The 24411-nt window shown below is 64.1% G+C and carries 21 protein-coding genes and 1 tRNA gene; 10 read left to right on the top strand and 12 right to left on the bottom strand.

All coding sequences use genetic code 11. The annotated features are described in order from the left end of the window. Nucleotide 1: 1 nt before the first annotated feature. The 4 genes from ABD283_RS05320 to ABD283_RS05305 are packed head-to-tail and all read right to left on the bottom strand — an operon-like array spanning nucleotide 2 to nucleotide 7035. Complete coding sequence (locus ABD283_RS05320) at nucleotides 2–1282, bottom strand: phosphotransferase (RefSeq protein ID WP_344223964.1); 1281 nt, start codon at nucleotides 1280–1282, stop codon at nucleotides 2–4. Continuing rightward, the gene (locus tag ABD283_RS05315; RefSeq protein WP_344223963.1) at nucleotides 1279–3093 is read right to left on the bottom strand and encodes an ABC transporter ATP-binding protein; all 1815 of its coding nucleotides are present in this window, start codon (nucleotides 3091–3093) and stop codon (nucleotides 1279–1281) included. Before ABD283_RS05315 ends, ABD283_RS05320 begins: the two co-directional genes overlap by 4 nt. Further along, nucleotides 3090–5693, bottom strand: coding sequence for a glycosyltransferase family 4 protein (locus tag ABD283_RS05310; RefSeq protein ID WP_344223962.1), 2604 nt, complete (start codon nucleotides 5691–5693; stop codon nucleotides 3090–3092). Before ABD283_RS05310 ends, ABD283_RS05315 begins: the two co-directional genes overlap by 4 nt. Then, the gene (locus ABD283_RS05305) at nucleotides 5680–7035 is read right to left on the bottom strand and encodes a glycosyltransferase family protein (protein WP_344223961.1); all 1356 of its coding nucleotides are present in this window, start codon (nucleotides 7033–7035) and stop codon (nucleotides 5680–5682) included. Before ABD283_RS05305 ends, ABD283_RS05310 begins: the two co-directional genes overlap by 14 nt. A 251-nt stretch (nucleotides 7036–7286) precedes the next feature. Between ABD283_RS05305 and ABD283_RS05300 the strand changes: the two genes are divergently transcribed. The 5 genes from ABD283_RS05300 to ABD283_RS05280 all read left to right on the top strand — a co-directional run bounded on the left by ABD283_RS05300 (nucleotide 7287) and on the right by ABD283_RS05280 (nucleotide 12163). Next, nucleotides 7287–8237: an ABC transporter ATP-binding protein gene (locus ABD283_RS05300; RefSeq protein ID WP_344223960.1), complete on the top strand. Its 951-nt coding sequence runs from the start codon at nucleotides 7287–7289 to the stop codon at nucleotides 8235–8237. Between the two features lie 27 nt (nucleotides 8238–8264). Continuing rightward, on the top strand, nucleotides 8265–9026 hold the full coding sequence (locus ABD283_RS05295; RefSeq protein ID WP_344223959.1) for an ABC transporter permease: 762 nt from the start codon (nucleotides 8265–8267) through the stop codon (nucleotides 9024–9026). Then, complete coding sequence (locus ABD283_RS05290) at nucleotides 9023–10186, top strand: sensor histidine kinase (RefSeq protein ID WP_344223958.1); 1164 nt, start codon at nucleotides 9023–9025, stop codon at nucleotides 10184–10186. Before ABD283_RS05295 ends, ABD283_RS05290 begins: the two co-directional genes overlap by 4 nt. After that, nucleotides 10183–10794 carry a response regulator gene (locus ABD283_RS05285; RefSeq protein ID WP_344223957.1) on the top strand — a complete coding sequence of 204 codons (612 nt, stop codon included), beginning with the start codon at nucleotides 10183–10185 and terminating at the stop codon, nucleotides 10792–10794. Before ABD283_RS05290 ends, ABD283_RS05285 begins: the two co-directional genes overlap by 4 nt. 97 nt (nucleotides 10795–10891) lie before the next feature. Beyond that, nucleotides 10892–12163: a DNA recombination protein RmuC gene (locus ABD283_RS05280; RefSeq protein WP_344223956.1), complete on the top strand. Its 1272-nt coding sequence runs from the start codon at nucleotides 10892–10894 to the stop codon at nucleotides 12161–12163. Nucleotides 12164–12189: 26 nt separating this feature from the next. Here ABD283_RS05280 and ABD283_RS05275 read toward each other — a convergent pair whose 3' ends face one another. The 4 genes from ABD283_RS05275 to ABD283_RS05260 all read right to left on the bottom strand — a co-directional run bounded on the left by ABD283_RS05275 (nucleotide 12190) and on the right by ABD283_RS05260 (nucleotide 16546). Then, nucleotides 12190–14133, bottom strand: a complete 1944-nt coding sequence (locus ABD283_RS05275) for a heavy metal translocating P-type ATPase (RefSeq protein WP_344223955.1) — start codon at nucleotides 14131–14133, stop codon at nucleotides 12190–12192. After that, on the bottom strand, nucleotides 14130–14489 hold the full coding sequence (cmtR, locus tag ABD283_RS05270; protein ID WP_344223953.1) for a Cd(II)/Pb(II)-sensing metalloregulatory transcriptional regulator CmtR: 360 nt from the start codon (nucleotides 14487–14489) through the stop codon (nucleotides 14130–14132). The genes ABD283_RS05275 and cmtR overlap by 4 nt, the downstream gene beginning before the upstream one ends. A 64-nt stretch (nucleotides 14490–14553) precedes the next feature. Further along, nucleotides 14554–15636 (bottom strand): 4-hydroxy-3-methylbut-2-enyl diphosphate reductase, encoded by a 1083-nt coding sequence (locus ABD283_RS05265; RefSeq protein ID WP_344223952.1) that lies wholly within the window; start codon nucleotides 15634–15636, stop codon nucleotides 14554–14556. A 4-nt stretch (nucleotides 15637–15640) separates the two neighbouring features. Further along, a complete protein-coding gene (locus ABD283_RS05260; protein WP_344223951.1) occupies nucleotides 15641–16546 on the bottom strand; it encodes a hypothetical protein in 906 nt (301 codons plus the stop codon). A 58-nt stretch (nucleotides 16547–16604) separates the two neighbouring features. Between ABD283_RS05260 and xseA the strand changes: the two genes are divergently transcribed. Continuing rightward, nucleotides 16605–17906 (top strand): exodeoxyribonuclease VII large subunit, encoded by a 1302-nt coding sequence (gene xseA, locus ABD283_RS05255; protein ID WP_344223950.1) that lies wholly within the window; start codon nucleotides 16605–16607, stop codon nucleotides 17904–17906. Nucleotides 17907–17943: 37 nt separating this feature from the next. Beyond that, nucleotides 17944–18216, top strand: coding sequence for an exodeoxyribonuclease VII small subunit (locus tag ABD283_RS05250; RefSeq protein ID WP_344223949.1), 273 nt, complete (start codon nucleotides 17944–17946; stop codon nucleotides 18214–18216). A 19-nt stretch (nucleotides 18217–18235) separates the two neighbouring features. Here ABD283_RS05250 and ABD283_RS05245 read toward each other — a convergent pair whose 3' ends face one another. From ABD283_RS05245 to ABD283_RS05235, 3 genes are all read right to left on the bottom strand, one after another. Beyond that, nucleotides 18236–19453 (bottom strand): pyridoxal phosphate-dependent aminotransferase, encoded by a 1218-nt coding sequence (locus ABD283_RS05245; RefSeq protein ID WP_315279483.1) that lies wholly within the window; start codon nucleotides 19451–19453, stop codon nucleotides 18236–18238. Between the two features lie 42 nt (nucleotides 19454–19495). Then, nucleotides 19496–20386 (bottom strand): glycine betaine ABC transporter substrate-binding protein, encoded by an 891-nt coding sequence (locus ABD283_RS05240; protein WP_344223948.1) that lies wholly within the window; start codon nucleotides 20384–20386, stop codon nucleotides 19496–19498. A gap of 224 nt (nucleotides 20387–20610) precedes the next feature. Then, on the bottom strand, nucleotides 20611–21111 hold the full coding sequence (locus tag ABD283_RS05235) for an NUDIX hydrolase (protein ID WP_344223947.1): 501 nt from the start codon (nucleotides 21109–21111) through the stop codon (nucleotides 20611–20613). Nucleotides 21112–21212: 101 nt separating this feature from the next. Between ABD283_RS05235 and corA the strand changes: the two genes are divergently transcribed. Together corA and ABD283_RS05225 are read left to right on the top strand one after the other, a co-directional pair. Then, a complete protein-coding gene (gene corA / locus ABD283_RS05230; protein ID WP_344223946.1) occupies nucleotides 21213–22247 on the top strand; it encodes a magnesium/cobalt transporter CorA in 1035 nt (344 codons plus the stop codon). A gap of 46 nt (nucleotides 22248–22293) precedes the next feature. Then, a complete protein-coding gene (locus ABD283_RS05225; protein WP_344223945.1) occupies nucleotides 22294–23385 on the top strand; it encodes a mechanosensitive ion channel family protein in 1092 nt (363 codons plus the stop codon). Between the two features lie 12 nt (nucleotides 23386–23397). Here the strand turns inward: ABD283_RS05225 and ABD283_RS05220 are convergent, their stop codons facing one another. Then, nucleotides 23398–24183, bottom strand: coding sequence for a LysR substrate-binding domain-containing protein (locus ABD283_RS05220; protein ID WP_344223944.1), 786 nt, complete (start codon nucleotides 24181–24183; stop codon nucleotides 23398–23400). Between the two features lie 84 nt (nucleotides 24184–24267). Between ABD283_RS05220 and ABD283_RS05215 the strand changes: the two genes are divergently transcribed. Then, nucleotides 24268–24340, top strand: a tRNA-Ala gene (locus ABD283_RS05215). The last annotated feature ends 71 nt before the right edge of the window (nucleotides 24341–24411 follow it).

Genomic DNA, 24411 nt, shown 5'->3' with positions numbered 1-24411 from the left:
GTCATTCCACCTTGCCCCTTAGCACGGCGTGCGCGAGATCAATACGCTGCCGTGCGTGATTGATGCAATCCGGATCGAGATTGCGGAACGCTTCGGTCACTCGAAGCAGCACGTGGAACGCGGTCCACGCGCGAACGGACTCGTCCGTAACTACCCCGGCGCCCGGAACGTGTCGATAAGCATCAGCCAGCGCAATCGCAGTGGCCGGATTGCGGCCGCTGAGCATCTCCACCGCTGCGAAATCGCCCAGGTCATAGCCGATGGGCGCCATCTTCATTCGATCAAAATCGATGAGAAGCGGCGAGCCGTCCTCCCCCAGCACCACCTGGTCCGCGGAGAGGTCCCCGTGGGACACAACTCCAGCGCCGGGATTTTCGGCAATCGCCCGCAACACGTCATCGGACACGTCCTCGAAATGACCCCGCAGGTCATCCAAGAAACATGTGAGTCCGTTGCCCGCCGACTGCAACGCGGCCACCGGGTTGACCCCGGGTACAGCCAGTTTCTGACCGCGTGCGCCGGGCATCCGGGAATGGAGTACCTCTTGCGTCATCGACACCATGGCCGCCGGGTCAATGCTGTGCAACCGCGCAACAGCTTCAGCAATCGCCGGCAACAACGCCCCGCCCGCGGCCACATCCGAAGCGAGGCGCTCCGTGAAGTCTCCCCCGGTAATCCACGGCTGCTCGATGCTGTGCTGAGTCATCCCCGTCACGGGCAGCACGGGCGCACCGAGTTGATGCAGCGCGGAGAGGAACGGCGCCGTGGCGGGCGGTTCGGCCCACACCCGCACCACGGAGGACTCTCCGGAAACGCCGTCGCGCTTGAACACCACACGACGCCACGGGTTGTAGCTGAGCACGGTGCCGTCAACATACCCGTGCGAGTCCACGGCCTTGGCTTCGGCCAGCGCCTTGAACAGCATGCGGTCCAGACCGATCGGCCCGCAGAACACGCTGGTGCGCGGATCGTCTGGAAGCAGCGTAGTGAACAGCGGGTATCCGGTCTGGTCGGCTCGTTTGAGCAGCTTTCCGGCTTTGTTCGTCTCACTCGGTGCGTACGCGGCGAACCACCAGGGCTGGCTTGCGGCACCGGAACTCGAGTGACCGCCGTCGACAACCCGCGCTACCGCGGACGTCTCCGGTTTGAAGCGAAGGTGCTCGATGACCGGCTGCGCCATGCCGGTATTGGAGACCAGCGTGGCAATGGAGCGGATATCCGCTTCCGAGCCCGGCTGCGCGTACAGCGCGTTGAGGACCGGTGTTTTCAGTGCCTGGCTCATGAGACCTCCGTTGCGTTGCGCTGGGTCTTGACCCACGCGGCGAACCGGCCGGAGTGTTCCGTCATGAGTTCGGCGGGAGTGCCGTCCAGTTCGATATTTCCGTTCTCGATCCACAGCACGCGGTCCGCATCCAGCGCCAGGTGGGCGTCGTGGGTGATGGCCACGGTCGTGCGATCCACGGTCAGGTGATCGATGGCCTTGAGCACCGCCGACGTCGCCGCGGGGTCCAGTCCCGTGGTGGCCTCGTCCAGCACAACCACCGGCGAATCACGCAGCAGGGCACGTGCCACCGCAATGCGCTGACGCTGACCACCCGACAGCGTTCCACCACGCTCGCCCACGTAGGTGTCGTAGGCCTCGGGCATCGCGCAAATGAAGTCGTGGGCGTAGGCGCGACGAGCGGCCTCCTGCACTTCTTCATCGGTGGCGTCCAAGCGGCCGTAGCGAATGTTGTCGTTGATGGTGCCGGAGAACAGCACGGTCTCCTGGGGTACCAGCGCGATGTGCGAACGCAGGCTCTCCAGCGTGATGTCGCGAATATTGGTGCCGTCCAGGCAGACCTTGCCCTGGTCGGGATCGATCAATCGAGGCAGCAGTTTGCTGATCGTCGACTTACCGGCTCCCGAAGGACCCACCACGGCCACGCGCTGACCGGCGGGAATCTCCACGTCCACACCGCGCAGGATGGGGTCGCCGGGGTTGTAACCGAACCACACGTCTCGCAGCGCCAACTCACCACGGGCGTAGGCCAGCGGCTTGGCCTGCGGATCGTCACCGATGTCCACGGGCACATCCAGCACGTCGGCAATGCGTTCGCCGGAGGCCGTGGCGCGAGCAATGCGACCGGTGTACTTGGCCAGGTCGCGCAGCGGCTTCATGGCTGTCTTGAGGTAGGTCAAGAAGATCACCAGGTCACCGGGAGTCATCCCGCCCTGCACCACACGCCACCCACCGCCGCCGAGCACCAGCGCGGTAGCGACACCCACGATCACGTCCGTGCGGCGTTCCAGTCCGGCAGCCAGCTTCTTGGCCTGCACACCGTCCTTGAGGGTCTTCATGTTGGAACCGGAGAAGTTCTTGCTGATCTCGCCATGCAGGCTGTAAGCGTGCACCACGCCGATCGCACCCAGGGATTCCTGGGCGATGTTGGCCAGCTGGCCCTCGCCCTTACGGGTCCGGCGGGATGCCTCGGTGATGCGAGTGGTCGAACCCTGCGAGGTCACCCAATAGGCGATTGCGGCGAGCACCACCACGCAGGCCAGGCGTGCGTCCAGTACGAACATCACCACGGCCATGACCAGCAGCGTGATCACGTTGGCGATCAACGGCAGGCCGGCTGTGACGGCCACGTCCTGCAGCTTGCCCACGTCACCCACCAGGCGTTGCACCAGATCTCCGCGCTTACTCGTGGCGTGATAGCCGTCAGAAAGCGATTGCACGTGGGAGAACACCGACGCGCGCAGCTTGGTGGCCACCCGAGATCCAGCCAGGGCGAAGCACACCGTGGCCAGATAGTTGGACAGCGCACGCAGCCCGACGATCAGCACCACCGCGGCGGCGCACGCGACCAGCAGGCTCGCGGTCGCAGCGGGCGCACCGGGAATCGTTGCACCCAGTTGGGCGGTCACGGCATCCACCACGAACTTGGTGGGCCACGGTTCGAGCACCCGGAACGCCACCTCGAACAGTAGAGCGGTAACGCCACCGGACATCAGCCACTTCTGGCTGCCCAGGTGGGGCCGCACAATTTTCAGTGTTCTCCGCAGGGCTCCGGGATCGACCTTGCCCGCTTTCTTGGATTTTGAGCTCACGGTGTGCCGCCATCTCCGGCTGCTACTGCAGCAGTTTTGGGCGCCCCATCCATTCCGGAGCCGTCCGCCTCGGGGGCGGGACCAGCGGCGGGTGCGTGAGCGGCGTTGTCGGCGGTCTCTGCGGTCTCGGCGGGCTGGGTGACGACGCCGCTCAGGATCGTGTCCACGGCCTTGGACCAGCTGTGCCGCGAGACGGCCAGGGCGCGCGCGTTGCGCGCCATGCGGTCGCGGCGTTCGGCGTCGACCACGAGCTCGTCGATCGCGTCCGCGAGCGCTTGCGCGTCCGACGGCGCCACGAGCACCCCGGCGTCCGTGCCGTCCAGGATCTGCGGGATCTGTCCGATGGCCGAGGCCACCACGGGAAGCCCCGCGGCGAGGTATTCGTACACCTTGAGCGGGGAGAAGTAGGAGTCCTCGGCTGCCACGGCCGGGTAGGGCGCGGTGGCGATCGAGCAGTCGGTCAACAGACCGGGAACGGCCTCGGGGGTTACTGCGCCGGTGAACGAGACGCGATGCTGCAGACCGGCGTCCTTCACACGAGCGCGCAGGCTGTCCCCCTGCGGTCCGTGGCCGATGATGCGCAGGTCCCAGTCCTGCTGGGCCAGTGCGGCGGCCTCGACGAGGGTTTCCACCCCGTGCCACGGCTTGAGCGTGCCCACGAACGCCACGGTCGGGCGGTCATGTTCCAGGGGATCCTCACCGGGAGCGATGCGGTCCGTGTTGACGCCGTTGGGCACCACGGTGACGTCCGCTCCCCCGGTCGTTCCCGCGACCCAGTCCGCGACCATCGCGGAGACTGCGATCGTGTGCGCGGCGGCCGAGGTCTGTTCGACCAGCGCGCGGTGGGCCAGCTTCTCATCCACCAGGTGACGGTGCGTGCGCTGCTCATCGATGAGCGGCGCATTGACCTCCAGGATGCCCGGGATGCCGGCGGGTGCGACCTGCGCGAGCGCGGTCGAGAACAAGGAGTAGCGCTCGTAGACCAGGTCGAAGCCACCGGCGGCGATCTGGAACGCGAATTCGGCGCCGACGGCGTGCTGGGCGCCCTCGCGCTCAGCGGTTTCCTTGGTCTTGATGGGACGGTGAACGACTTCCACTCCGTCCAGGTCCGCGGGCATGTCATCCCCGGTGCGGGTCGCGAAGATCGTGACGTCCGCGCCACGGCGAATGAATTCCCGCACCACTTCCTGCACGTGCACGGACGCGCCCTTGGTGCCGAACACCGGAATGCCCGGGTCCACACACACGTACGCGATGCGTTTACCGTGGAGGTCCATGACGGGCGGGGTGGTCTGAGCGTCGTCGGCGGTTTCGCTTATGCGCGGAACGGACGGTACGACGGATTCCACAACGTCGTCGAACCGGCCATCTTCCAAGGCCACGAGCGTGCGGGCCTGGGAATGCGAATCAAAACGGTTGTCGATGTGGCGGCGACCAGCGGCGGCCATGGCCTGGCGGTCGAAGGCGGGGTCGGCAATGGTGGCCAACGCTGAGACCAGCTCGTCCACGTCGCCGGGCGTGTGCAGGAATCCGGTGACCCCGTGCTCGATGGCCTCGGGAATCCCGGTAACGGTCGAGGCAACGCAGGGCACACCGCTGGCCATGGCTTCGAGGAGCACGGTGGGCAAGCCGTCCGCATTACCGTCCGCACCCACAATGGAGGGGGCAGCGAAGACATCGGCCCAGGTGAGCAGGTCACGGACCTCCTGCTGCGTGCGAGCACCCAGCAGCGTGATCACGTGGTTGAGCCCGGCGATATCGATCGCGGTCTGAATACGCGCGAACAAATCGCCTTCGCCGGCGATCCGCACCTCGACCGGGATGCCCTTGGCCACGAGCCGGCCCGCCGCAGCCACCAGGTCGAAAAAGCCCTTCTTCTCGACCATCCGCCCCACCGCGGCGATCTGCAGCGGGCGTGAACCGTTCACAGCAGCGGGCGGGGAGTACGGGAAACGCTCGAGTTCCAGCCCGTTGTAGACCAGGTGCAGCTTGTCCGCATGGTCCGGGTACTGGGTGGCCAGGTGGTTGAGGTTGTACTCGGAGATCGTGATGATGTGATGCGAGCGCGCGATAGTGCGGCCCAAGCGGGCGGGCACCACGGACTCGTGGAAGATGTCCTTGGCGTGAGTCGTCACGGAGTACTGGATACCGGCCAGAAGAGCGGCGACCTCGGCGGTTTGCCCGGCCAACGATCCGAAGTGAGCGTGCAGGTGAGTGATGCCGCGGCGAGACACCTCGCACGCGAGATGGACGGCCTGATGGACGTCGGCGGCGTCGTAGGTCGCCAGCTCGGGCAACAACTCGGCGTAGCGGCGAGCGAAGCCCGGAATCGTGGCGGTTGCGTCCGCGAAGAGCGCCCATGCGTCGGACAGCTTGTACGGCTTGGGGAGGAACGTCACGGGAGCCTGCACGCGCGCGATCTCCGGGTGGAAGCGGGTGTCCGTGGTGGGGCGCAAAGCGAAGATCTCAAGGGACTCACCGGCAGCTTCGCGGGCGAGGATCTCGGTCACGATGAAGGTTTCAGAAAACCGCGGGTACACCTTGAGCACGTAGGCCGTCTTGCGTGCCGGGTGGGCGGTGGCGGACTCAGACTGCTGCATGGTTGACTCCTGCTGTTTGGAGTGAGTGGGCCGGAGCGGTCGCCGCGTTGCGGGGTGCTCCCCCGGGATCAACAATCGCGGCAACCCCTGACTCAGCAGAATAGCCAGCCACGATGTCCCCATCCCGAACGGGCAGGGGTAAGACAGACTTATCGGTCAACCACGCTAAATCCACGGCCAGGTCCACCACTCGTTCCAGACCGTTGAGCCCGAGACCTTCGCGAGCAGCCTGTTGCTTCTCCCGAACAGCCGGGTTGGCCACGGCCTCGGCCAACCACTGGCCGATGGCCTCGCTGGTGGCCTCGGAAGGATCCATCCAATCAATGGCACCGGTCTCCCCCAGCCCGCGAGCGCGAATGATCTGCTCTGTGCGCGGGGTGGTGCGCGGAACCAGCATTGCGGGGGTATCGGTGGACAGGGTTTCGGCCACGGTGTTGTACCCCGCCATGGACATCACGGCCTCCGCGGAAGCCACGTAGGACATACCGTCCGAAACCTTGTTGGTGACCTTGGTGGAGGGCCCCGCGGCGGCCTCGACCTCGTGGCGTTCGGCGGCGGCCATTTGCGGGCCGGTCACGACCAGGTGCTGAACACCGGCCGGCACCGGTGCGGCAGCCGCGGCCTTGGCCACGTTGACGCCGTCGGACCCGCCGCCGAGCATCGTGAGCACGAACGGCTTGATGGTGGCATTGTGGCGGCCGCTGAACTTGCGGCCACTCGAAAGCAGACCCGTGTAGTCGACCATGGGCGCGAATTCGGCCGGCAGCTCGCCCGTGGCCAGGGGGTCGTGGATCTCGCGGTCACCGTAAACCCAGATGCGGTCGAACAGGTCGGTCACGGACTCCACGCCCACGCGCTTCCACTCCTCGGCGGCGACCTCGGGGGCGTCCAGGACCTCACGCAGACCCAGGACGAACGTGGTCTCCGGCTTCACAGCCTTGAGATCCTTGAGGGGCTTGATGAGCTCGCCGTCGATACCGAACGGGTGGCGATCCACGATCACGATGTGCGGGCGGAAAGCATCCAGCGCGCCACCGATCACGGAGGAACGGATGTCGAACAAGCGCTTGCTCTTGACTCCCAGGTGGCGAGCCTCGTACTTGCCGCTCTTCTTGCGAATGCCGGGGACCACGAGCCAGTCGAAGCCTTCGGGGCAGCGGTAGGACGTAGCCGTGCGCTCACCGGTGATGAGCATCCCGGACAGCGTGCGGCCGGTCAGCTCGGGCAACGCGTCGGACAGAGCCTGCGCAATAGCCAGGTTGCGGCGAGTGTGGCCCAGACCCAACGAATCGTGTGAGTAGAGAGCGATCCGCAACTCCTGGGAGTGATCTGCAGTGTCCATCTGTTTACCTCACGTTCGAGCCGGCTGGTGGATCCGCCGACGGCTGTCCTGATAGCCCAAGACTAAAAATCAGGTGTGAATCGGGCGTGAGACGTTCATGAGAAATTTCTCATGTGTTACCCGCCGGTTGCTTAAGCGATGCGCGGTGCCGCCGGGCCGTCTCTGAGACCTGCGCACCCATGACGTTTGTCACCCGTGAGTCATGACGTTCGGCAGTTCTGGGCGGGCCCGATTCCCGCGATCGTAGGGGTATGAACACATCAGCCCCTTCCTCACCGTCCCCGGCCGCTCCCGCGACGACTCCGCTGGCTCCCGCCATCGAGTGCTCTCACGTTCATCAGGTGTTCCGCACCCGCATGGAGACTGTGCACGCGGTCAACGATGTCAGCCTGCGCATCAACCGCGGTGAGATCGTTGCCCTGCTGGGCCCCAACGGTGCGGGCAAGACCTCGCTCCTGGACATGTTCTTGGGCATGTCCGATCCCAAGGAAGGCACGGTTTCGGTCTTCGGACGCAGCCCCCGTGAGGCTGTCTCCAAAGGCTTCCTGGGGGCCGTTCAACAAACGGGCGGACTTCTGGACGATATTTCCGTCCGCGAGACCGTGGTGATGATCGCTTCTCTTTACCGAGAGCACATGCCCGTGGACGAGGCGCTGGAACGTGCCGGGGCAACATCCTTTGCGAAACGTAAAGTCTCCAAATGCTCTGGTGGCCAGCAACAGCGCGTACGTTTTGCCCTCGCGCTGCTGCCCGAACCCGACCTGCTGATCCTGGACGAGCCCACGGCAGGCATGGATGTCGAAGCGCGGCACGAGTTCTGGGACACCATGCACGCCGAGGCCCGTGAAGGCCGCACGGTCGTATTCGCAACCCACTACCTACAAGAGGCGCAGGACTTCGCCCAGCGAGTGGTGCTCCTGGACCACGGCCGCGTCCACCACGACGGCACGGTGGACAGCTTCCGCGCGGCCTCAAAAAGTCAGACGGTCACCTTCTCGTGGCCCTCGGCCACACCGCTGCCCGATTTTCCCGGGGTCACGCACCTCGATCGTGGCGGCGAACGCGTCACTGCCCGAACGCAGGACGCAGATCAACTGGCTCGTCTGCTGCTCACCGAAACGCCCGCCTCCGAGTTGGAAATCTCCCGCGGCGGGCTCGAAGAAGCTTTCACCGCTCTCATCAACCGCCCCGCGAACAGCTGAGACGGGCAGATCGGAAAGGAATTCGCCATGAACCTCACCTACACACTCCACGATTACAGGCGTCAGCTCCGGGACGTCGCCAACATGTTCTTCATCGCGGCGCTACCCGCCGCGCTATTCGTGATGTTTGGTGTTCTGCAGGACTGGTCGTCGGAATCTGCGGGGCATGGAAATGTGTCCGCTTACCTCATGGTTTCCATGGCCACCTACGGGGCCATCACGGCCACGACCTCCATCGCGGGTAGCGCGACCGTGGAACGACTTCAGGGGTGGGGGCGCCAATTGGCTATGACCCCCATGGGGACCAGCGGTTACGTGGCCACCAAGGTGATCGTGGCCCTGGCCGTGGCCGTGGTGCCCATGGCCGTGGTGTTCCTGATCGGCCTTGGGACCTCCGCCACCATGGACGATGCGTGGCGGTGGTTCGCTACTGCAGGCATCATCGTGGCGTCCTCCGTGGTCTTCGCCCTCTATGGCCTGGCAGCGGGTTTGCTGTTCCGTTCGGAAGGAGCCGTGGGTGCGGCGTCGGGCTTGCTGGTGGTCTTTGCGTTCCTCGGCAATGTGTTCATGCCGCTGTCCGGGGCGTTGCTGGAGTTCGCTCGTTTCACGCCCATGTATGGAATTGTTGGACTTGTCCGCTACCCCATAACCGAAGGCTGGGTGGTCTCTGTGGACAGCGCTCCAGAACAGGACAGCGTGTGGATGCTGCTGGCCAACGTGGGCGTGTGGGCCGCGATCTTCGGGGCCATTGCCCTGTTTGCCGCACGGAAAGCGACGGCCCGCAAATGAGCCCGTGGACTCGCGACACTCAGACCGAGAACGAAACCTCTGCGCGCAACCCGGCGGAGTGGTCCTCCGGCTGGAGTGATGTTCTCTACGCCTCCGTGTGGTTGGTGTTCCTGATCTTTCCCATCTCGAATGTGTTCTCCGCCCCTGTGTCGGACGGGCTCAAGGTGCTTGGACTGGCGGGTATCGCACTGTTCGCCGTGCTGTACGTGGTCTCTTGGATCTACGAATTCCCCTTCCCTCGCCGTCATGAACTGTTCAACGCGGTCTTCTGGTGCGTAGTCCTGGTGCTACCACTGGCTCTGGTGGTTCCCAGCGCGGGTCTGACCGTTACGTATGTGGCTCCATTCTTCGTGGCGGTGTGCGCATTCCGGTTGTCCATGAAGGGCGCGCTCGTCGCGGCCGCCGTGATCGCGGTCTTGGCCATCATCCCGTGGCTGATCTTCTACACCCCCGCTGAATGGTTCTGGCCGCTCGTCGGTATTTCGCCCGCGTTCATGCTGCTCCTGGTATCGCGCTGGGTCATGGAACGCTCCGAAGTTCGTGAGGAACTCATCCAAGAGCTCAAGCTGGCCCAGCAACGCGAGTCCGTGGGCCGCGACGTCCACGACATCCTGGGCCATTCCCTCACCGTGGTGTCCATGAAGGTTCAGCTGGCCAAGCGACTCATGGCCACCGACCCGGAACGCGCGGCTCAGGAGCTCGACGACGTCCTGGTCCTCACCCGCGACTCCCTCACCGATGTGCGCTCCACCGTGGGCAAACTGCGCGAGCCGGAATTGAGCGTGCAGCTGGTGCAGACCCGGGCGGCTCTGCGTTCCGCGGGCATCACGCCGCACCTGCCCAGCACGGTTCCGGCCATCGAGGCTCCCTGGCGCGCAGCCTTCGCGTGGATCCTCCGCGAGGCTGTGACGAACGCTGTGCGCCACTCATCCGCTTCCTCGTGCTGGGTCACGCTCACCTCGACCACCCTGACCATCACGGACGACGGCGCTGGGCTGGGTTGCGAGCGCAGCGGCACGAACGCGGCGTCGTCGTCGATGTCCGGCAATGGCCTGCGAGGCATGCGGGAACGAGCCGAGAAAGCCGGGCTTAAATTGACCGCGACATCGCCCGTGGAGGGCAAGGACCAAGGAACGAGAATCGTGGTGGAACCGGCATGAAGACCATCTCCGTAGTGATTGCGGATGATCAGGCGTTGGTGAGGGCCGGGCTGGCTGCCCTGCTCGAGCTGGAACCGGACATCTCGGTCGTGGCGCAAGTGGGCAATGGTCGAGAAGCCGTGGACGCCGTGGCCGCGCAGGACATCGACGTGGCTCTGCTGGACATCGAGATGCCGGTGCTCAACGGGTTGGATGCCACGCAGGAGATCGCGCGCGGGGGCAGCGGAACCAAGTGCCTGATCGTGACCACCTTCGACCGCCCCGGATATTTGCGCCGGGCCCTCGATGCGGGCGCCAGCGGATTCGTGGTGAAAGATACGCCCGCAGAACAGCTGGCCGAGGCCATTCGACGCGTGCACGCGGGGCTGCGTGTCATCGACCCGCAGCTTGCGGAGGAATCACTGGTGGCCGGCTCCAATCCGCTGACACAGCGCGAACAGGATGTGTTGCGAGAATCTGCGCAGGGGGCGTCCGCGAAACAAATCGCCGCCTCACTGCATTTATCTCCGGGCACAGTGCGGAATCACTTGTCCTCAGCCATTGGTAAGACCGCCGCACACAACCGGTCGGAGGCCGCGTCGAGGGCGTTGCGCAACGGCTGGATCTAGGGTCCGATTACTCCCGCGACAGCCCCACTCGCCGGAGTGTCGGTGGAGGCCCGAGCAGATCCTTATGAATGTCAGAGGAGTCTGAGACAGTTCCCCCATGGACGGTTCCGTGATGTCGCAGGTGTGGTGGTTGTGGGCGTTGCTCGCCCTGGTGGTGGGCCTTGGGCTGGGTGCGGCCGTGGGAATGTCCGTGGCCGGTCGACGGACGCGTCGGATCGAGACAGAGGTCGACGAGCTGCAGGCCGAACGGCTCAGCGCCTTGCAGGAAAGCGCCGCGGCGCGCGAGGCCAAGGATCAGCTCGAAAAGCACGTGGCCACGTTGGAAGCTCGGTCTTTTCAGGACCAGAACGTGCTGCAGGCGTTGGCTCCGCTCAACGATCAACTGCGCACCGTGGGCCGTCATGTCACCCAGCTGGAACGCGACCGCTCAGAGCAGTTCGGTGCGGTCAGTCAGGCGTTGGATGCGGCACGCAGCACGGACGCGCAGTTGCTGGAAGCCACCGGATCGTTGTCGTCCTCCCTGCGTTCCACTACTGTGCGCGGTGCCTGGGGAGAAATGCAGTTGCGCCGCGTGGTGGAGGCGGCCGGAATGCTGCGGCACGTGGACTTCACAGAACAGGACTCCCGCACCACAGACCGCGGCGTGCAGCGTCCAGACATGATCGTGAAGCTGCCGGGCGGGCAGTCGATCGTGGTCGATGCCAAGGCACCCATGAATTCCTACCTGGACTCCCAGGCTGTCCCCGCCGATGGGTCACCGGAGAACGAGCAGCGCCGGGCGCAGCTCTTGAAAGCGCACTCCAAGGCCCTGCGAGCGCACGTGGACGCCCTGGCCACCAAGCAGTACTGGACGGGTAACGATGGTTCCCCTGAGCTCGTGATGTGTTTTGTTCCGGTGGAATCGGCCTTGGCCGCGGCCCTGGAAACGGACGCGGCACTGTTGGAACACGCGTCCCGGAACAACGTGGCGTTGGTGTCCCCGGTATCGCTCATGGCGTCGCTGAAGGCCGTGGCATTCAGCTGGCGGCAGGCCACGCTCACGGACAACGCACGCGAGTTGTACCGGCTCTCGCGGGAGCTCTACGACCGCATGGGGTCCGTGGGGAAGCACCTGTCGGACATGGGTGGCTCGCTGCGCCGTTCGGTGGATGGCTACAACAAACTCGTGGGCTCGCTCGAGACCCGTGTGCTGCCTTCGGCCCGCAAGATTGCGGCACTTGATCCCACCGATAATGACTCAACGGGGCTCGAAACCAAACCGGTCGAAACCATGCCCCGGGCCGTCACCGCCACCGAATTCGTGCTGGACAGCACCAATGACCGAGGTGATGAGACTCGCCCGGGCGAGAACAACGCCCGGGCCAGCTGATCACCTGATAGCGGTTCAGTTGGTCATCAGCCGCCGACGGATAGCGGCTCACGAGATTCGACCGCGTCCACTGTCACAGGCCGGGTTTCCGTCCGTGCCGCTCGCAAACCGTTGAGGATCACAAAAACCTCCGCCACCTCGTGAATCAAGACCACGGTGGCCAGTCCGAGCACACCCGTGATGGCGAGCGGCGGTAGCACCGCGATGATGAGCAGTGAAAGAACGATGTTCTGGTTCATGATTCGGCGGCCGCGGCGAGCGTGGTCGACGGCTTGCGGAATCAGGCGCAGGTCTTGCCCGGTGAAGGCGATATCGGCCGATTCAATCGCTGCATCAGAGCCGGTCGCACCCATGGCAATGCCCACATCCGCTGCGGCGAGCGCTGGGGCGTCGTTGATGCCGTCCCCGATCATCGCGATGGGCCTCGTCTGGCTCATGTCTCGGATGACTGCCGCCTTGTCCTCGGGCCGAAGTTCGGAGCGGACATCCGTGATTCCAGCCAGATGACCCAAGGCCTGTGCAGTTCGCTTGTTATCACCCGTGAGCATGGTGATGCGGGTACCCCGAGCAGACAAGGTTCTAACCACTTCTGGCACCTCAGGACGCAGCTCGTCCCGCACGCCGATGGCACCGACCACGGCGCCATTCCGGTGGACGATCACGGCGGTCATGCCCAGTTCTTCCAGTCTGCGCACATCACTCGCGAGCTCTCCGGCGTCGAATCGACGTGGGCTACCCACACTGATTTCCGCTCCGTCGAGGGTGCCTCTGATTCCTTCTCCCGCTTCCTCAATGATGTCATCCGCGGCTGGAACATCTGGGGCCTCTTGAGCAATGGCTGCGGCCAAGGGGTGGGTGCTGTGCTGCTCCACGGCAGCGGCCCAGGAGAGTACCTGTTCCCGGGAGCTTCCCTCAGTTACTAACACCTGGGTCACGGAAGGACGGTTGCGGGTCAATGTGCCGGTCTTATCGACCGCCAGCTGACTCACGGTGCCGAATCGTTCCAGGGTTGCTCCACTCTTGATAATGACCCCGAATTTACTGGCGGATCCGATGGTGGAAACCAGAGTGATCGGAACGGCGATGGCCATGGAGCACGGGGACGCGGCGACCAGTACCACCAGGGCCCGCGTGATCCACAACTCGGGATCTCCGAACAGCGATCCGATAACGGCCACCAGTGCCGCGAGAATCAGCACTCCGGGGACAAGTGGCCGGGCAATTCGATCTGCCAACCGAGCACGCTCGCCCTTCTCGGATTGTGCCTGCTCAACCAGGCTGACGATAGTCGTCAGGGAGTTGTCGGTTCCTGGGGCGGCGGCTTCGACTTCGAGGACGCCGGTGGTATTGATGGCGCCCGCGGAGACCTCCGCCCCGGGCCCGATCTCCAGAGGGATGGACTCGCCAGTGATCGCCGATGTGTCTACGGCGCTGTGACCACGGCGCACGATGCCATCGGTGGCTAGCCGCTCCCCGGGCTTGACGAGCATGAGCTGCCCCGGACTCAGATCCTGCCCAGGGACGGAAACAGCTTTGCCATCGACGAGAACTGTGGCTGATTCGGGAACGAGCTTGAGCAGGGCGCGAAGGCCATTTCGGGCCTTGTCCATGGCCTTGTCTTCCAGAGCCTCAGCGATCGAGTAGAGGAAAGCCAGGGCGGCTGCTTCTTCCACATACCCGAGAATCACAGCACCCATAGCACTCATGGTCATCAAGAGGGAGATACCAAGCTTTCCCTTGACCAAGCGGCGGATCGCCCCGGGAACAAATGTCGAGGCACCGAGTAGCAAGCTGGTCCAGAAAAGGACGAGCGCGACAGTTTCTGCACCCACCCAATGACTCAGCAGTCCAGTGAGGAACGAGATGCCGGAGGCCACCGGAACCATGACACCGCGATCACGCCACCACGGGGCCTCTACCTGGTCCTCGCCCGGGGAGGTCGTTACCCCTTCACAACCGCACGCGCTCATGCTTCTGCACCCGGTTCGCAGCATCCAGGCACGGAGCATGCCTGGTCGATACAGGGAGCGTCTTCATCAACCGCCAGCGTTACCTCGACGAGGTCAGCCAGAGCCCGCGATAAGTGGGGATCAGCTACCTCATACCGCGTCCTTCGCCCTTCCGGTTCCGCCACCACAATGCCGCAGTCGCGCAGACAGGTCAGGTGGTTGGAAACGTTCGACCGGCTGAGGCTGAGTTCGCGGGACAACTCAGCTGGATACCCCGGGCCCTCCAGAAGCCGCAACAGGATGCGGGATCTAGTGGGATCGGCCATGGCTCGACCGAGCCGGTTCATGACATCGAGGCGCGTCGTAATGGTCAGCATGTACTGACCATACAGCAACCGCTGTACTATTGCTCTCCATTACGCACCGTACTGCGCCGCACGATTAGCGGTTGGGGCGGGCTCCACGGCCACCGAGCTGACGGGACTTGTCGCCGTCCTCAGCGAGCTTGGCGCGCAGTTCCTTGGGCAGGGAGAACAGGATGTCTTCCTCCGCGGTGACGACTTCCTCGACCTCGCCGTAGCCGTATTCGGCCAACAGCTCCAGGACCTGCTGCACGAGCACCTCAGGCACCGAAGCACCGGAGGTCACGCCCACGGTGGCCACGCCCTCGAACCAGGACTCATCGACCTGGTTGGCGAAGTCCACGCGCTCGGCCCGCTTGGCTCCGTATTCCTCGGCCACTTCCTTGAGCCGTACGGAGTTGGACGAGTTAGCCGAACCCACCACGATCACCAAGTCCGTCTGGGGAGCGATTTCCTTGATCGCAGCCTGGCGATTGGACGTCGCGTAACAAATGTCATCGCTGGGCGGGTCCTGCAGGTTGGGGAACTTCTCACGCAGCCGGTTCACGGTCTCCATGGTTTCGTCCACGCTCAACGTGGTCTGCGAGAGCCACACCACCTTATCGGGATCGTTGACCTCGAGAGTGTCCACGTCCTCCGGGGAGTTCACGATCTGGATGTGCTCGGGAGCCTCACCGAACGTGCCCTCGACCTCTTCGTGGCCCACGTGACCGATCAGCAGGATCTCGTAGTCTCCGCGAGCGAAACGCACGGCCTCGCGGTGCACCTTGGTCACCAGCGGGCAAGTGGCGTCAATGGTCTGTAGGTTGCGATCCGCCGCGGACTGCACGACCGCCGGGGACACACCGTGGGCGGAGAACACAAGCAGGGATCCTTCGGGAACCTCGTCGGTTTCGTCCACGAAGATGGCCCCGCGTTCTTCCAGCGTGCCGACCACGTACTTGTTGTGCACGATCTCCTTGCGCACGTACACCGGTGCACCGTAGTGCTCGAGTGCCTTTTCCACCGCGATCACGGCGCGATCCACGCCGGCGCAGTACCCGCGCGGCGCGGCTAACAAGACCTTGCGAGAACCAGCGACCGGGGCGGCGTCGGCGATCTCTTGAGGTGTGCGCCGTACGCGAGGAACGGTGGGCATGGAAAGATCAACGGTTGTGGACATGCCCTTAATGGTAGGCGACAGCGTGACGTCTCACCACGGCGCCCGTCACACCCACGAGCGCAAACACCGCAGCCCAGATCATGCCCGTGACGCACCGGGCCACGAATGATTCCCGCAATAGACCCACGATTTCGAGGACCACCAGATTCGCCACTGGCTCAATCGAGGATGCCGAGATGAGAGATTGGGCCGCCACCAGTGCCGCAATCAACAGTGCCGCGGTCATGACCAGCCCGGCTAGCCCCAGGCCCGCGACGGCCAGCCAACGGCGAGGAGCCAACAGTAGCGTGGCGATGCCCAGTGCCCCGGCCAGCCACGGGAGCACGAAGCGCCACTGGGCGATCCACACGATCACGTCGATGGCAGGTCCCGTACGAGCACCGGGAAGGGTCACCGTGAGCTCCTGGGTGCTCAACGCGGGGTCAATCCCAATGGCGTCCCGAACGCGCTGATCGATCGTGGCGCCCACGGGATGGACGTTCACGACCAAGTTCTCCGGGGCCTCCCCCATTTCCGGCGAGAGCGGCACGTTGGCAGCGTGGGTTTGAACGAGCACCTGGGTCCACATCTCCCGTTGCTCAGGGGCCGTCGCGAAAGATTCTGCGGCGCCGACGGCGCGCTCCCGCACGTTTTCGAGGGTCCGGTCCACCGGCCCGAGTCCGGTCTGGTAGTCATCGAGCAACCCGAATGAAGCGCGATCCAGGAGTGTGCCCACCAGCTCTGTCTGGAACTGGGTGTCCGTAACAACCGAGTGCGCGGTGTCCTGGAACCCTGACGGTGACAGCAAATGGTCCTGCAGCCACGTGAGCCCGAGCCACGCGGCAAAGAACAGCCCGGTGAGGAGCCCGCACAGCACGGCGCATGCGGTTCGCAGCGCCCGGGTGGTGGAGGCAGGGGGTTGAGGGGTCACGGCTCCACTTTAGGGAAAAGTTGCCTGTGCATGTCGTCCGGGGTGGTAAGCATGACCCATGAGCACACCAACTTCGCCGCAGCCCTCGGATGCTGTAGACGTCCCGGACCCCCACCGGGAACTCGCTCAGTTCGCTCGGGACACGTCCCCGGAGAATCCTTGGCCGCTCGCCCGTCTGTCCTCCAACCTCAATGCCTGGATCAAAAAGGCCCCGGATGCGTGGGTCGAGGGTCAAGTCATCGAGGTCAACCACCGGGCACGCGTCTCCTACGTGACCCTGCGGGACATGAACGAGGAAATGTCGGTCTCCGTCACCCTGTTCGGCCAGGAAATGGCTGCGCTGCAGAGGCCCCTGGAACAGGGCATGCGCGTGGTGGTGAACCTCAAGGCAGACTTCTATGCCAAGACGGGTCGCCTCTCCATGATCGGCCGCGGCATCCGCCCCGTAGGCCTGGGCGATCTGTTGGAACGCCTCGAACGGTTGCGCCGTGCGTTGGCGGACGAGGGGCTATTCGATCCCCGCCACAAGAAACCGCTGCCCGTGCTGCCCTCGTGCGTCGGACTGATCACGGGCCGCAATTCGGATGCCGAGAAAGACGTGGTGCGTAACGCGTCCCTGCGCTGGCCGGGTGTGCAGTTCGAGATCCGCGAAGTTCCGGTACAGGGCAATGGGGCCGCACACGCCGTGAGCGCGGCGCTGGCGGAACTGGATCAGTTGGAGCACGTGGACGTCATCGTGATTGCCCGCGGCGGCGGCGCATTCGAAGACCTTCTGGCCTTCAGCGACGAGTCCTTGATCCGCAACGTTTTTGCCGCGAACACCCCCGTGGTCAGCGCGATCGGCCACGAGAACGACCAGCCGCTGTTGGATTACGTGGCGGATGTGCGCGCCTCCACTCCCACGGATGCCGGTAAGCGCGTGGTGCCGGACGTTCAGGAAGAACGGTTGCGCATCGGACAGGCCCGTGCCGCCCTGGACCGGGCGGTCACCACCCTCATCGAGCGCGAACGGCAGGGCTTGGCGTCCATGCGCACCCGCCCGGTGCTCTCCCAACCGGACGGCATGATCCTGGTGCGGGAAGAAGATCTGGACCGCTGGCGCTCCCGGGCGTGGTCCGCGGTCAACACGGCCACGCTTCGTGCGCAGGACGCGGTCACCCAAATGAGGGCGCGCGTCCGTGCCCTATCCCCTCAGCAGACCCTGGATCGCGGGTACGCCGTGGTCCAGACCAATGACGGGCACGTGGTCACCGAATCGGATTCCGTGAAGACCAAACAACAGCTTGCCGTGCGCCTTGCCGCCGGCGAACTGGGCGTCACCGTAGACACAGCCAGCAAACGCCATCCCGGCGAACACTAATCCGCGCCCCAACAGCGCTGCTTCAGAAAGGACCATCATGGCCAAGGAAAACCAGCCCTCGGACAACGCCGCACCGGACCTGTCCGACATCGACCAGCTCGGCTACGAACAAGCACGCGAGCAACTCGTGGAAATCGTCTCCAAGCTCGAAACCGGCGGCACCACGCTAGAAGAGTCGTTGCAGCTGTGGGAGCGCGGTGAAGCACTAGCCACCCGCTGTGAAAACTGGCTGGACGGTGCTCGGGAACGGCTCGACGCCGCCCGCGTCCGGCGTGAAGAAACGCGGGAGCAAGCGGCGTCGGAGGAGTAACGGCCCGGGGCGGTACCGCCTACTGGTGGTACCCGGACAGGAACTCGCCCAGTCGGTCAAGAGCGGTATCCAGCATCTCCACCGCGGGCAAGGTCACCAAGCGGAAGTGGTCCGGTTCGCCCCAGTTGAACGCAGTGCCGTGGCTGAGCAGGATCTTCTGTTCCTTGAGCAGGTCCAGGGCGAAGCGCTCGTCATCCTCGATGCCGAACTTCTCCACGTCCAACTTCGGGAACAAGTAGAGAGCACCATGTGCTTGCTGGCACGTAACGCCGTCGATCTCGTTGAGCTTCTTGTAGGCCAGGTCGCGCTGTGCCTTGAGGCGACCGCCGGGCAGAATCAGGTCGTTGATGGATTGGTGCCCGCCCAGTGCCGTCTGGATCGCGTGCTGCGCGGGCACGTTGGCGCACATGCGCATGTTGGCCAGCAGCTTGATGCCCTCGATGTAGGACTCCGCTTTCCAGTTGGGGCCGGTGATCGCCAACCAACCGGAACGGTAGCCGGCCACCCGGTACGCCTTGGACAGACCCGAATACGTCAGGCACAGGACGTCCTCGCCGGTGAGTGAGGCCAAGTTGATCATCTCGGCGTCGTCGTAGGTGATCTTTTCGTAGATCTCGTCCGCGAAGAGGATGAGCTCGTGCTTCTTGGCGATCTCCACAATCTTCTTGAGGGTCTCGCGCGAGTACACGGCGCCGGTGGGGTTGTTGGGGTTGATCACCACAATGCCCTTGGTACGGGAGGTGATCTTGGATTCCAGGTCTTCGAGATCCGGGTTCCAGCCGTTTTCCTCGTCGCACAGGTAGTGCACGGGGGTGCCGCCGGACAGCGCAACCGATGCGGTCCACAGCGGGTAGTCCGGGGAGGGCACCAGGATCTCGTCACCGGTGTCGCACAGCGCCTGCAGGGACATGGTGATCATTTCGGATACACCGTTGCCCAGATAGACGTCATCCGTGTCCAGATTCATGATGCCGCGCGTCTGGTAGTACTGCACCACGGCGGTGCGGGCGGAGTAAATACCGCGCGAATCCGAGTAACCCTGGGCGTTGGGCAGGTTCTTGATCATGTCGACCAGGATCGAGTCCGGCGCCTCGAAACCGAAGGGCGCGGGGTTGCCGATGTTCAGTCGCAGAATGCGATGTCCCGCCGCCTCCATTTTTTCCGCTTGGTCCAGCACGGGACCGCGGATGTCGTAGAGCACGTTCTTCAGTTTGTCGGATTGCTTCACCATTGCCATGAGGGCAACACTACTCGTCCGTCATGGCGCTGCCACGCAAATTTAGCGGGGCTGTTCCCTGATAAATGCTGCCGCTTCCTCGGGTGTCATCTCCGGATTGTCGCCGCTGACCAAGCGCGTCATCATGGCCAGGTCTCCGGTGCGAACACTGGTCGTGATGCCGTTGATCGCGGAGACGGCGCCCCCGGTGAGCCCTTCCGATGCCACTGCCACCAGTTTCTCCGGGCGGTACAGATTATTGGGGTCGTCGAGCACCCGCAGGTCGTCATCGTCGATCACGGGTGAGGACTCGGGCAGCACCGCGGCCTGAACCTCGTTGTTGAGCAGCGCATCCACCCGCTCGTCATAGTCGACAATCTCCGGAGCGGATTTCGGCTGGCAGTCGTAGTAACTTTCCAACCCCTGCACGCCCTGGTCAGAATCCGCGTAATTGCCCGGCATACCGACCGCCATCTCAGAACACTGCTCCCCCACCGAGGTGAGATCGTCCAGTTCCAGCTCCACGGCAGTCGCGGGAGCCACCACGAATCGGTCGGTGTTTTCCGCCGGGCCTTGATTGAGGATCTGCAGCCCCCTGGGCATCGAGTCGGGCAGCGCGTCGTAGACGTCGTCCCCGGAGGGCCCGGTCTCGCCGGTGAACCCGAGCAGCTGCGCAAGCGAACCAATGAATCCCGGATCCTCGGACGCGGTGGGCGCAGGCGTGGGTGTATTCGATGGCGACGCCGGGGTTTCGTTCTCCGCCACGTGCACGTACAGATCACCGGTGAAATCCGGGACCACATGCACTTGCTTGGCCTGCAGCGCGTCGAACAGTTCATACCGGTCACGCCCGACATCAACGACCTCGGCGCCAATCCCCTGGTTGCGCAGTTGCTGGGCGTACATGTGCGCCACCACGCGGGTCTGGTCGCTCACGCCCGTGGCAATCTTCACGGCGCTGCCATCTTTCGTTCTCGGTGACGACGCCGCCGCGGCCGGCTCGGGTTCAAAATCTCCCGGTGCGGAGCTCTCACCTCCGTTGTCGCACGCAGTGAGCGCGAGCAATCCCGTCAGAGCGATCCCGAGCAGACCAACTTGGCGTGTTCTCGCGCGGGTCCTCATGACTCCGCGGCCGTTCAGAGGGGCGCCGTGGGGAGCACCCGTGCTGTGCTCAACGGTCACTCTTCGATGTCCTGCTCGACCACGGGGCTCGGTTGTTCTTCTGGTTGGTCGACCCACGTGCCCAGGCCAGCCAACCGCAGGGCTTGATCCACCAAATCCAGGCGGTCGAGTTCGTCGAGCTCCACCAGGGGAACCCACCGGGTGTCGTCGGAAGATCCATCTTCTTCAACGGTCAGTTCACCGTCCACCACGTGTGCGGTGTAGAGGACCCGACACGCGTGGTATTCCCGGGGGTTGCCGTCCAGTCGCTGCTCGGGAGACATCCACCTGCTGTGCACTCCCAGCATGGTGTCGGTGGCCACTGTGTACCCGGTTTCCTCCAGAACCTCGCGCAGCATGGTGGTCTCCGGTTGCTCACCGGGTTCCATACCGCCCCCGGGGAGGGTCCACGCGCCGTCGAAATCGGCGCGTCGCGGATTCCAATGGGTCAACAGAACCTGTTGGTCATGGACGATGAGCGCGTACGCGCCCACCCTGGAATCGAAAGCCAAACTCATGGTGACGAGTCTACTGACCGGGAGCGAGCGGCGTCGTACCCGCCGAGCCACGCGATCCCGCCCGTTGTCGCGAGTAAAAGGTGAGCGGAGATAATGGGCGGGTGAGCATCGTGGACAACGCCATTTACCGCAACGGGCAGCGGATCGAGACCCCGTCCAACCTGCAGGAGACCTACCGGTTGTTGCGACAGCTGGACGAGGAATGCGGGGCCACCGATGACGGCCAGAAGGAGTCGGTGCTCGCATGGATCGGGCTGTACCGGCCCAGCGCGGCGGAGGTGAAGTCGCTGGCGGAGCACTTCAAGTTGCACGAGCTGGCGGTCGAAGACACCATTCAGGCGCACCAGCGGCCCAAGATCGAGCGCTACGGCGACACCCTGTTCACTGTGCTGCCGCCTGCGGTCTACAACGATCATGACGAGACCGTGGACATCGGCGAAATCCACATTTTCACCGGGCCCAATTTCGTGATCACCATCCGGCACTCGGAATCTAGGGGCGTCACGCGAGTCCGCGAGCGCGTGGAAGGTGAGGCTGAGCTGATCAGGCTGGGCGGGGACGGCGTGCTCTACGCCCTGTTCGACCAGATCGTGGACGATTATTTCCCGGTGCTCGACGGTCTTGAGAACGACATCGACGAGATTGAGGACGCCCTATTTGCCGGCGAGCATCACGTGTCCCAGCGCATTTACGAGCTCGCACGCGAGGTCAATGACTTCCACCGCGGGGTATCACCGCTGAACACCGTGATGAACCAGTACTTTGCGGGGTTCCAGAAATACGGCACGAACGTGGAGCTCCAACATCGGCTGCGCGATGTGCTGGACCACGTGATCGTGGTGAACAACAAGCTCGAGTCCATGCGATCGTCGCTGGCCGACGCCATGACCTTGGACTCCACACTGACCACGGCCCGGCAGAACGAGGCTGCAATGGAACAGAACGAGCAAATGAAGCGCATCTCGTCCTGGGCTGCCATCCTGTTCGCTCCGTCCATCGTGGGTTCCGTTTACGGTATGAACTTCGCGCACATGCCCGAGCTGGAGTGGCAGTACGGCTACCCCATGGCCCTGGGCTTGATGCTGGGCGTGGGCGTGGTGCTCTTCGTGATTTTCAAGGCCAAGAAGTGGCTCTAGCGCTCGCTTAGGGTCCATTCAACCGGCGCGGTTAATCTAGTGCTCGATGGAAGAGAAACTGCTTGATTGGCATTTTTGGTTGGATGCACCGTTCCGTGTGCTCCTGATTTTCCTGGGCGCATTGGTCCTGACCGCCGTGTTGCGGTTGGTGATCCGCAATGTCACCCGGGGAATTGCGCGTGGATCGCGCTCTCGCATCGTGCGCAAAATCGACAATGGGAAGGCCCGATGGGTCGCCGATGCCGGGCTGGCCTCGGACCGTCAGGCCCAGCGAGCCTCCACCGTGGGGTCCGTACTGTCGTCGGTGGCTGTGATTGTCATTTGGGCCGTGGCCATCCTGATGATCATTGCGGAGCTCGGTTTCAACATTGCCCCGGTGCTGGCCTCCGCCGGCATCGCCGGTGTTGCCTTGTCTTTCGGCGCGCAATCCTTGGTGAAGGATTACCTGTCCGGGATTTTCATGGTGGCCGAGGACCAGTTGGGTATCGGCGATTCCGTGGACCTGGGCGAGGCGATCGGCACCGTGGAGAGCGTGGGCCTTCGTGTGACCCAGGTCCGCGATGTGAAAGGCACCCTGTGGCACGTGCGCAACGGCGAGATCCTGCGCGTGGGCAACCAGTCCCAGGGCTGGGCCCGCTGCGTGCTGGACATCCCGGTCCCCTACGACACCAATATCGACCTGCTCACCGACCTCATCGAGCACGAGGCGCAGCTGTTGCGCGATGACCCGGACATGGGTCCCAACATCATCGACGACCCCGAGGTCTGGGGCGTGGAGAACATCACCGGCGAATCCATCACCGTGCGTTTGGCGGTGAAGACAGCGCCACTGCAGCAGTGGGACGTGGCACGTGTGCTGCGAGTGCGCATCAAGAAGATGCTGGACCGCGAAGGCCTGCGCTTGCCGTTGGTCAATCAGATGGTCGTGCGCAACGACGGCACTGCGGGCGGCTCCGCTTCTACCGACGACGACACCCGCACCACGTCCTTCCCGTTGCCACGAGTTCCGCAGACCGGCCAGCTGCGCACGACCGTGCGCAAGCCGGAGCCAGCCCCGGACACCTCGACGACCGACGGCCGCACCCCGACCAGCGGGGATTCCAGCACCGACTCGTCGGAACGCCGCGGGGACGGTTAGTTCCGGGCGGTTCTAGCGTGGGCGGCGTCGTCGGGCATTTTTGCTCGCCGACGCCGCTTTTGCTCCCTTGGGTCCCTTGCCACCGCGGCGCTGCGGGGCCTTGGGCTGCTGTTTCTGGGGCTGTTTCTTTTTCTTGCTCTCTTGTTCTTTACTCGGCGGCGTGTCCCGGCCGCTGTTCGCGCTGCGACCGCGCACGATGCCCACGAACTGCTGGACTGTGGCCTCATCCTCTTCGCTGAGATCCTGCGGCCACACGAGCGCCACCGGGATGGTGGGCGCATCCGTGAGTTGGCGGTAGGTGACGTCCTTGCGGTGGTGCAGGCGGGCCAGCGACATGGGCAGGATGACCGGGCCCACGCCGGCGGCCGTGAGTTCCACGGCCATGCCGGCGTCATCGGTGGCGGGTTTCTGTTGAGGCGAGGATTCAGCGTTCAGCTCGTCGGTAGTCAGCGATTCTGCGACGGTGAGGATGTGGTCCTGGTCCAGTACTGCGACCTGCAGTTCTTCATACAGGGCGACCGCCCGGAAGTTCTGGCGCAGTTCCTCCAAGCTGGGGTCCTGCTCTTCCCAGTCGAGGCGGACGAAGCAGGCTTTGATGTCTCCGTTGGTGAGTGCTTCTCGCCAACCGTCCGCCCGGAGTTGCTGTTGACTGAGGACGGGCTTGTGGTGACGCTCTTCCCACCGCCGGAACCACTTACCCGGCATGACCCCGGGAACGTAGCCGACCGCGAACTGATCCTCTTCTTCTGGATCATGCGTGTGCGGCTGCGCTGCCTCGGGGAGGTCCGATTCGGTCATGGGACAACACTAATCGGCGCGGGCACTGTCTCATGCTCGACGTGCGAAAAATAGGTAGGAGGACTACAGTGATCTCTGTTGCAAGGGGCTTTAGCTCAGTTGGTAGAGCGTTTCGTTCGCAATGAAAAGGTCAGGGGTTCGATTCCCCTAAGCTCCACCCTGTGATCTCTCAGGAGATCAGCGACAACCCGGACCCTTATTTGGGGTCCGGGTTTTTTGCTGTCCGGG

Origin of the sequence: Kocuria atrinae (genome assembly GCF_039531425.1) — a bacterium.
Classification (GTDB): domain Bacteria; phylum Actinomycetota; class Actinomycetes; order Actinomycetales; family Micrococcaceae; genus Kocuria; species Kocuria atrinae.
The sequence above is the reverse complement of the archived record's forward strand: the minus strand, read 5'-3'. Positions and strand labels throughout refer to the sequence as shown.

Coding starts and splice junctions, on each gene's coding strand:
- ABD283_RS05310 (WP_344223962.1), bottom strand. CDS start 5,693: ATGCAGCAGTCTGAGTCCGCCACCGCCCACCCGGCACGCAAGACGGCC.
- ABD283_RS05220 (WP_344223944.1), bottom strand. CDS start 24,183: ATGACCGAATCGGACCTCCCCGAGGCAGCGCAGCCGCACACGCATGAT.
- ABD283_RS05225 (WP_344223945.1), top strand. CDS start 22,294: ATGGAAGAGAAACTGCTTGATTGGCATTTTTGGTTGGATGCACCGTTC.
- ABD283_RS05235 (WP_344223947.1), bottom strand. CDS start 21,111: ATGAGTTTGGCTTTCGATTCCAGGGTGGGCGCGTACGCGCTCATCGTC.
- ABD283_RS05250 (WP_344223949.1), top strand. CDS start 17,944: ATGGCCAAGGAAAACCAGCCCTCGGACAACGCCGCACCGGACCTGTCC.
- ABD283_RS05295 (WP_344223959.1), top strand. CDS start 8,265: ATGAACCTCACCTACACACTCCACGATTACAGGCGTCAGCTCCGGGAC.
- ABD283_RS05300 (WP_344223960.1), top strand. CDS start 7,287: ATGAACACATCAGCCCCTTCCTCACCGTCCCCGGCCGCTCCCGCGACG.
- ABD283_RS05320 (WP_344223964.1), bottom strand. CDS start 1,282: ATGAGCCAGGCACTGAAAACACCGGTCCTCAACGCGCTGTACGCGCAG.
- xseA (WP_344223950.1), top strand. CDS start 16,605: ATGAGCACACCAACTTCGCCGCAGCCCTCGGATGCTGTAGACGTCCCG.
- ABD283_RS05280 (WP_344223956.1), top strand. CDS start 10,892: ATGGACGGTTCCGTGATGTCGCAGGTGTGGTGGTTGTGGGCGTTGCTC.
- ABD283_RS05305 (WP_344223961.1), bottom strand. CDS start 7,035: ATGGACACTGCAGATCACTCCCAGGAGTTGCGGATCGCTCTCTACTCA.
- cmtR (WP_344223953.1), bottom strand. CDS start 14,489: ATGCTGACCATTACGACGCGCCTCGATGTCATGAACCGGCTCGGTCGA.
- ABD283_RS05275 (WP_344223955.1), bottom strand. CDS start 14,133: ATGAGCGCGTGCGGTTGTGAAGGGGTAACGACCTCCCCGGGCGAGGAC.
- ABD283_RS05265 (WP_344223952.1), bottom strand. CDS start 15,636: ATGTCCACAACCGTTGATCTTTCCATGCCCACCGTTCCTCGCGTACGG.
- ABD283_RS05245 (WP_315279483.1), bottom strand. CDS start 19,453: ATGGCAATGGTGAAGCAATCCGACAAACTGAAGAACGTGCTCTACGAC.
- ABD283_RS05290 (WP_344223958.1), top strand. CDS start 9,023: ATGAGCCCGTGGACTCGCGACACTCAGACCGAGAACGAAACCTCTGCG.
- ABD283_RS05285 (WP_344223957.1), top strand. CDS start 10,183: ATGAAGACCATCTCCGTAGTGATTGCGGATGATCAGGCGTTGGTGAGG.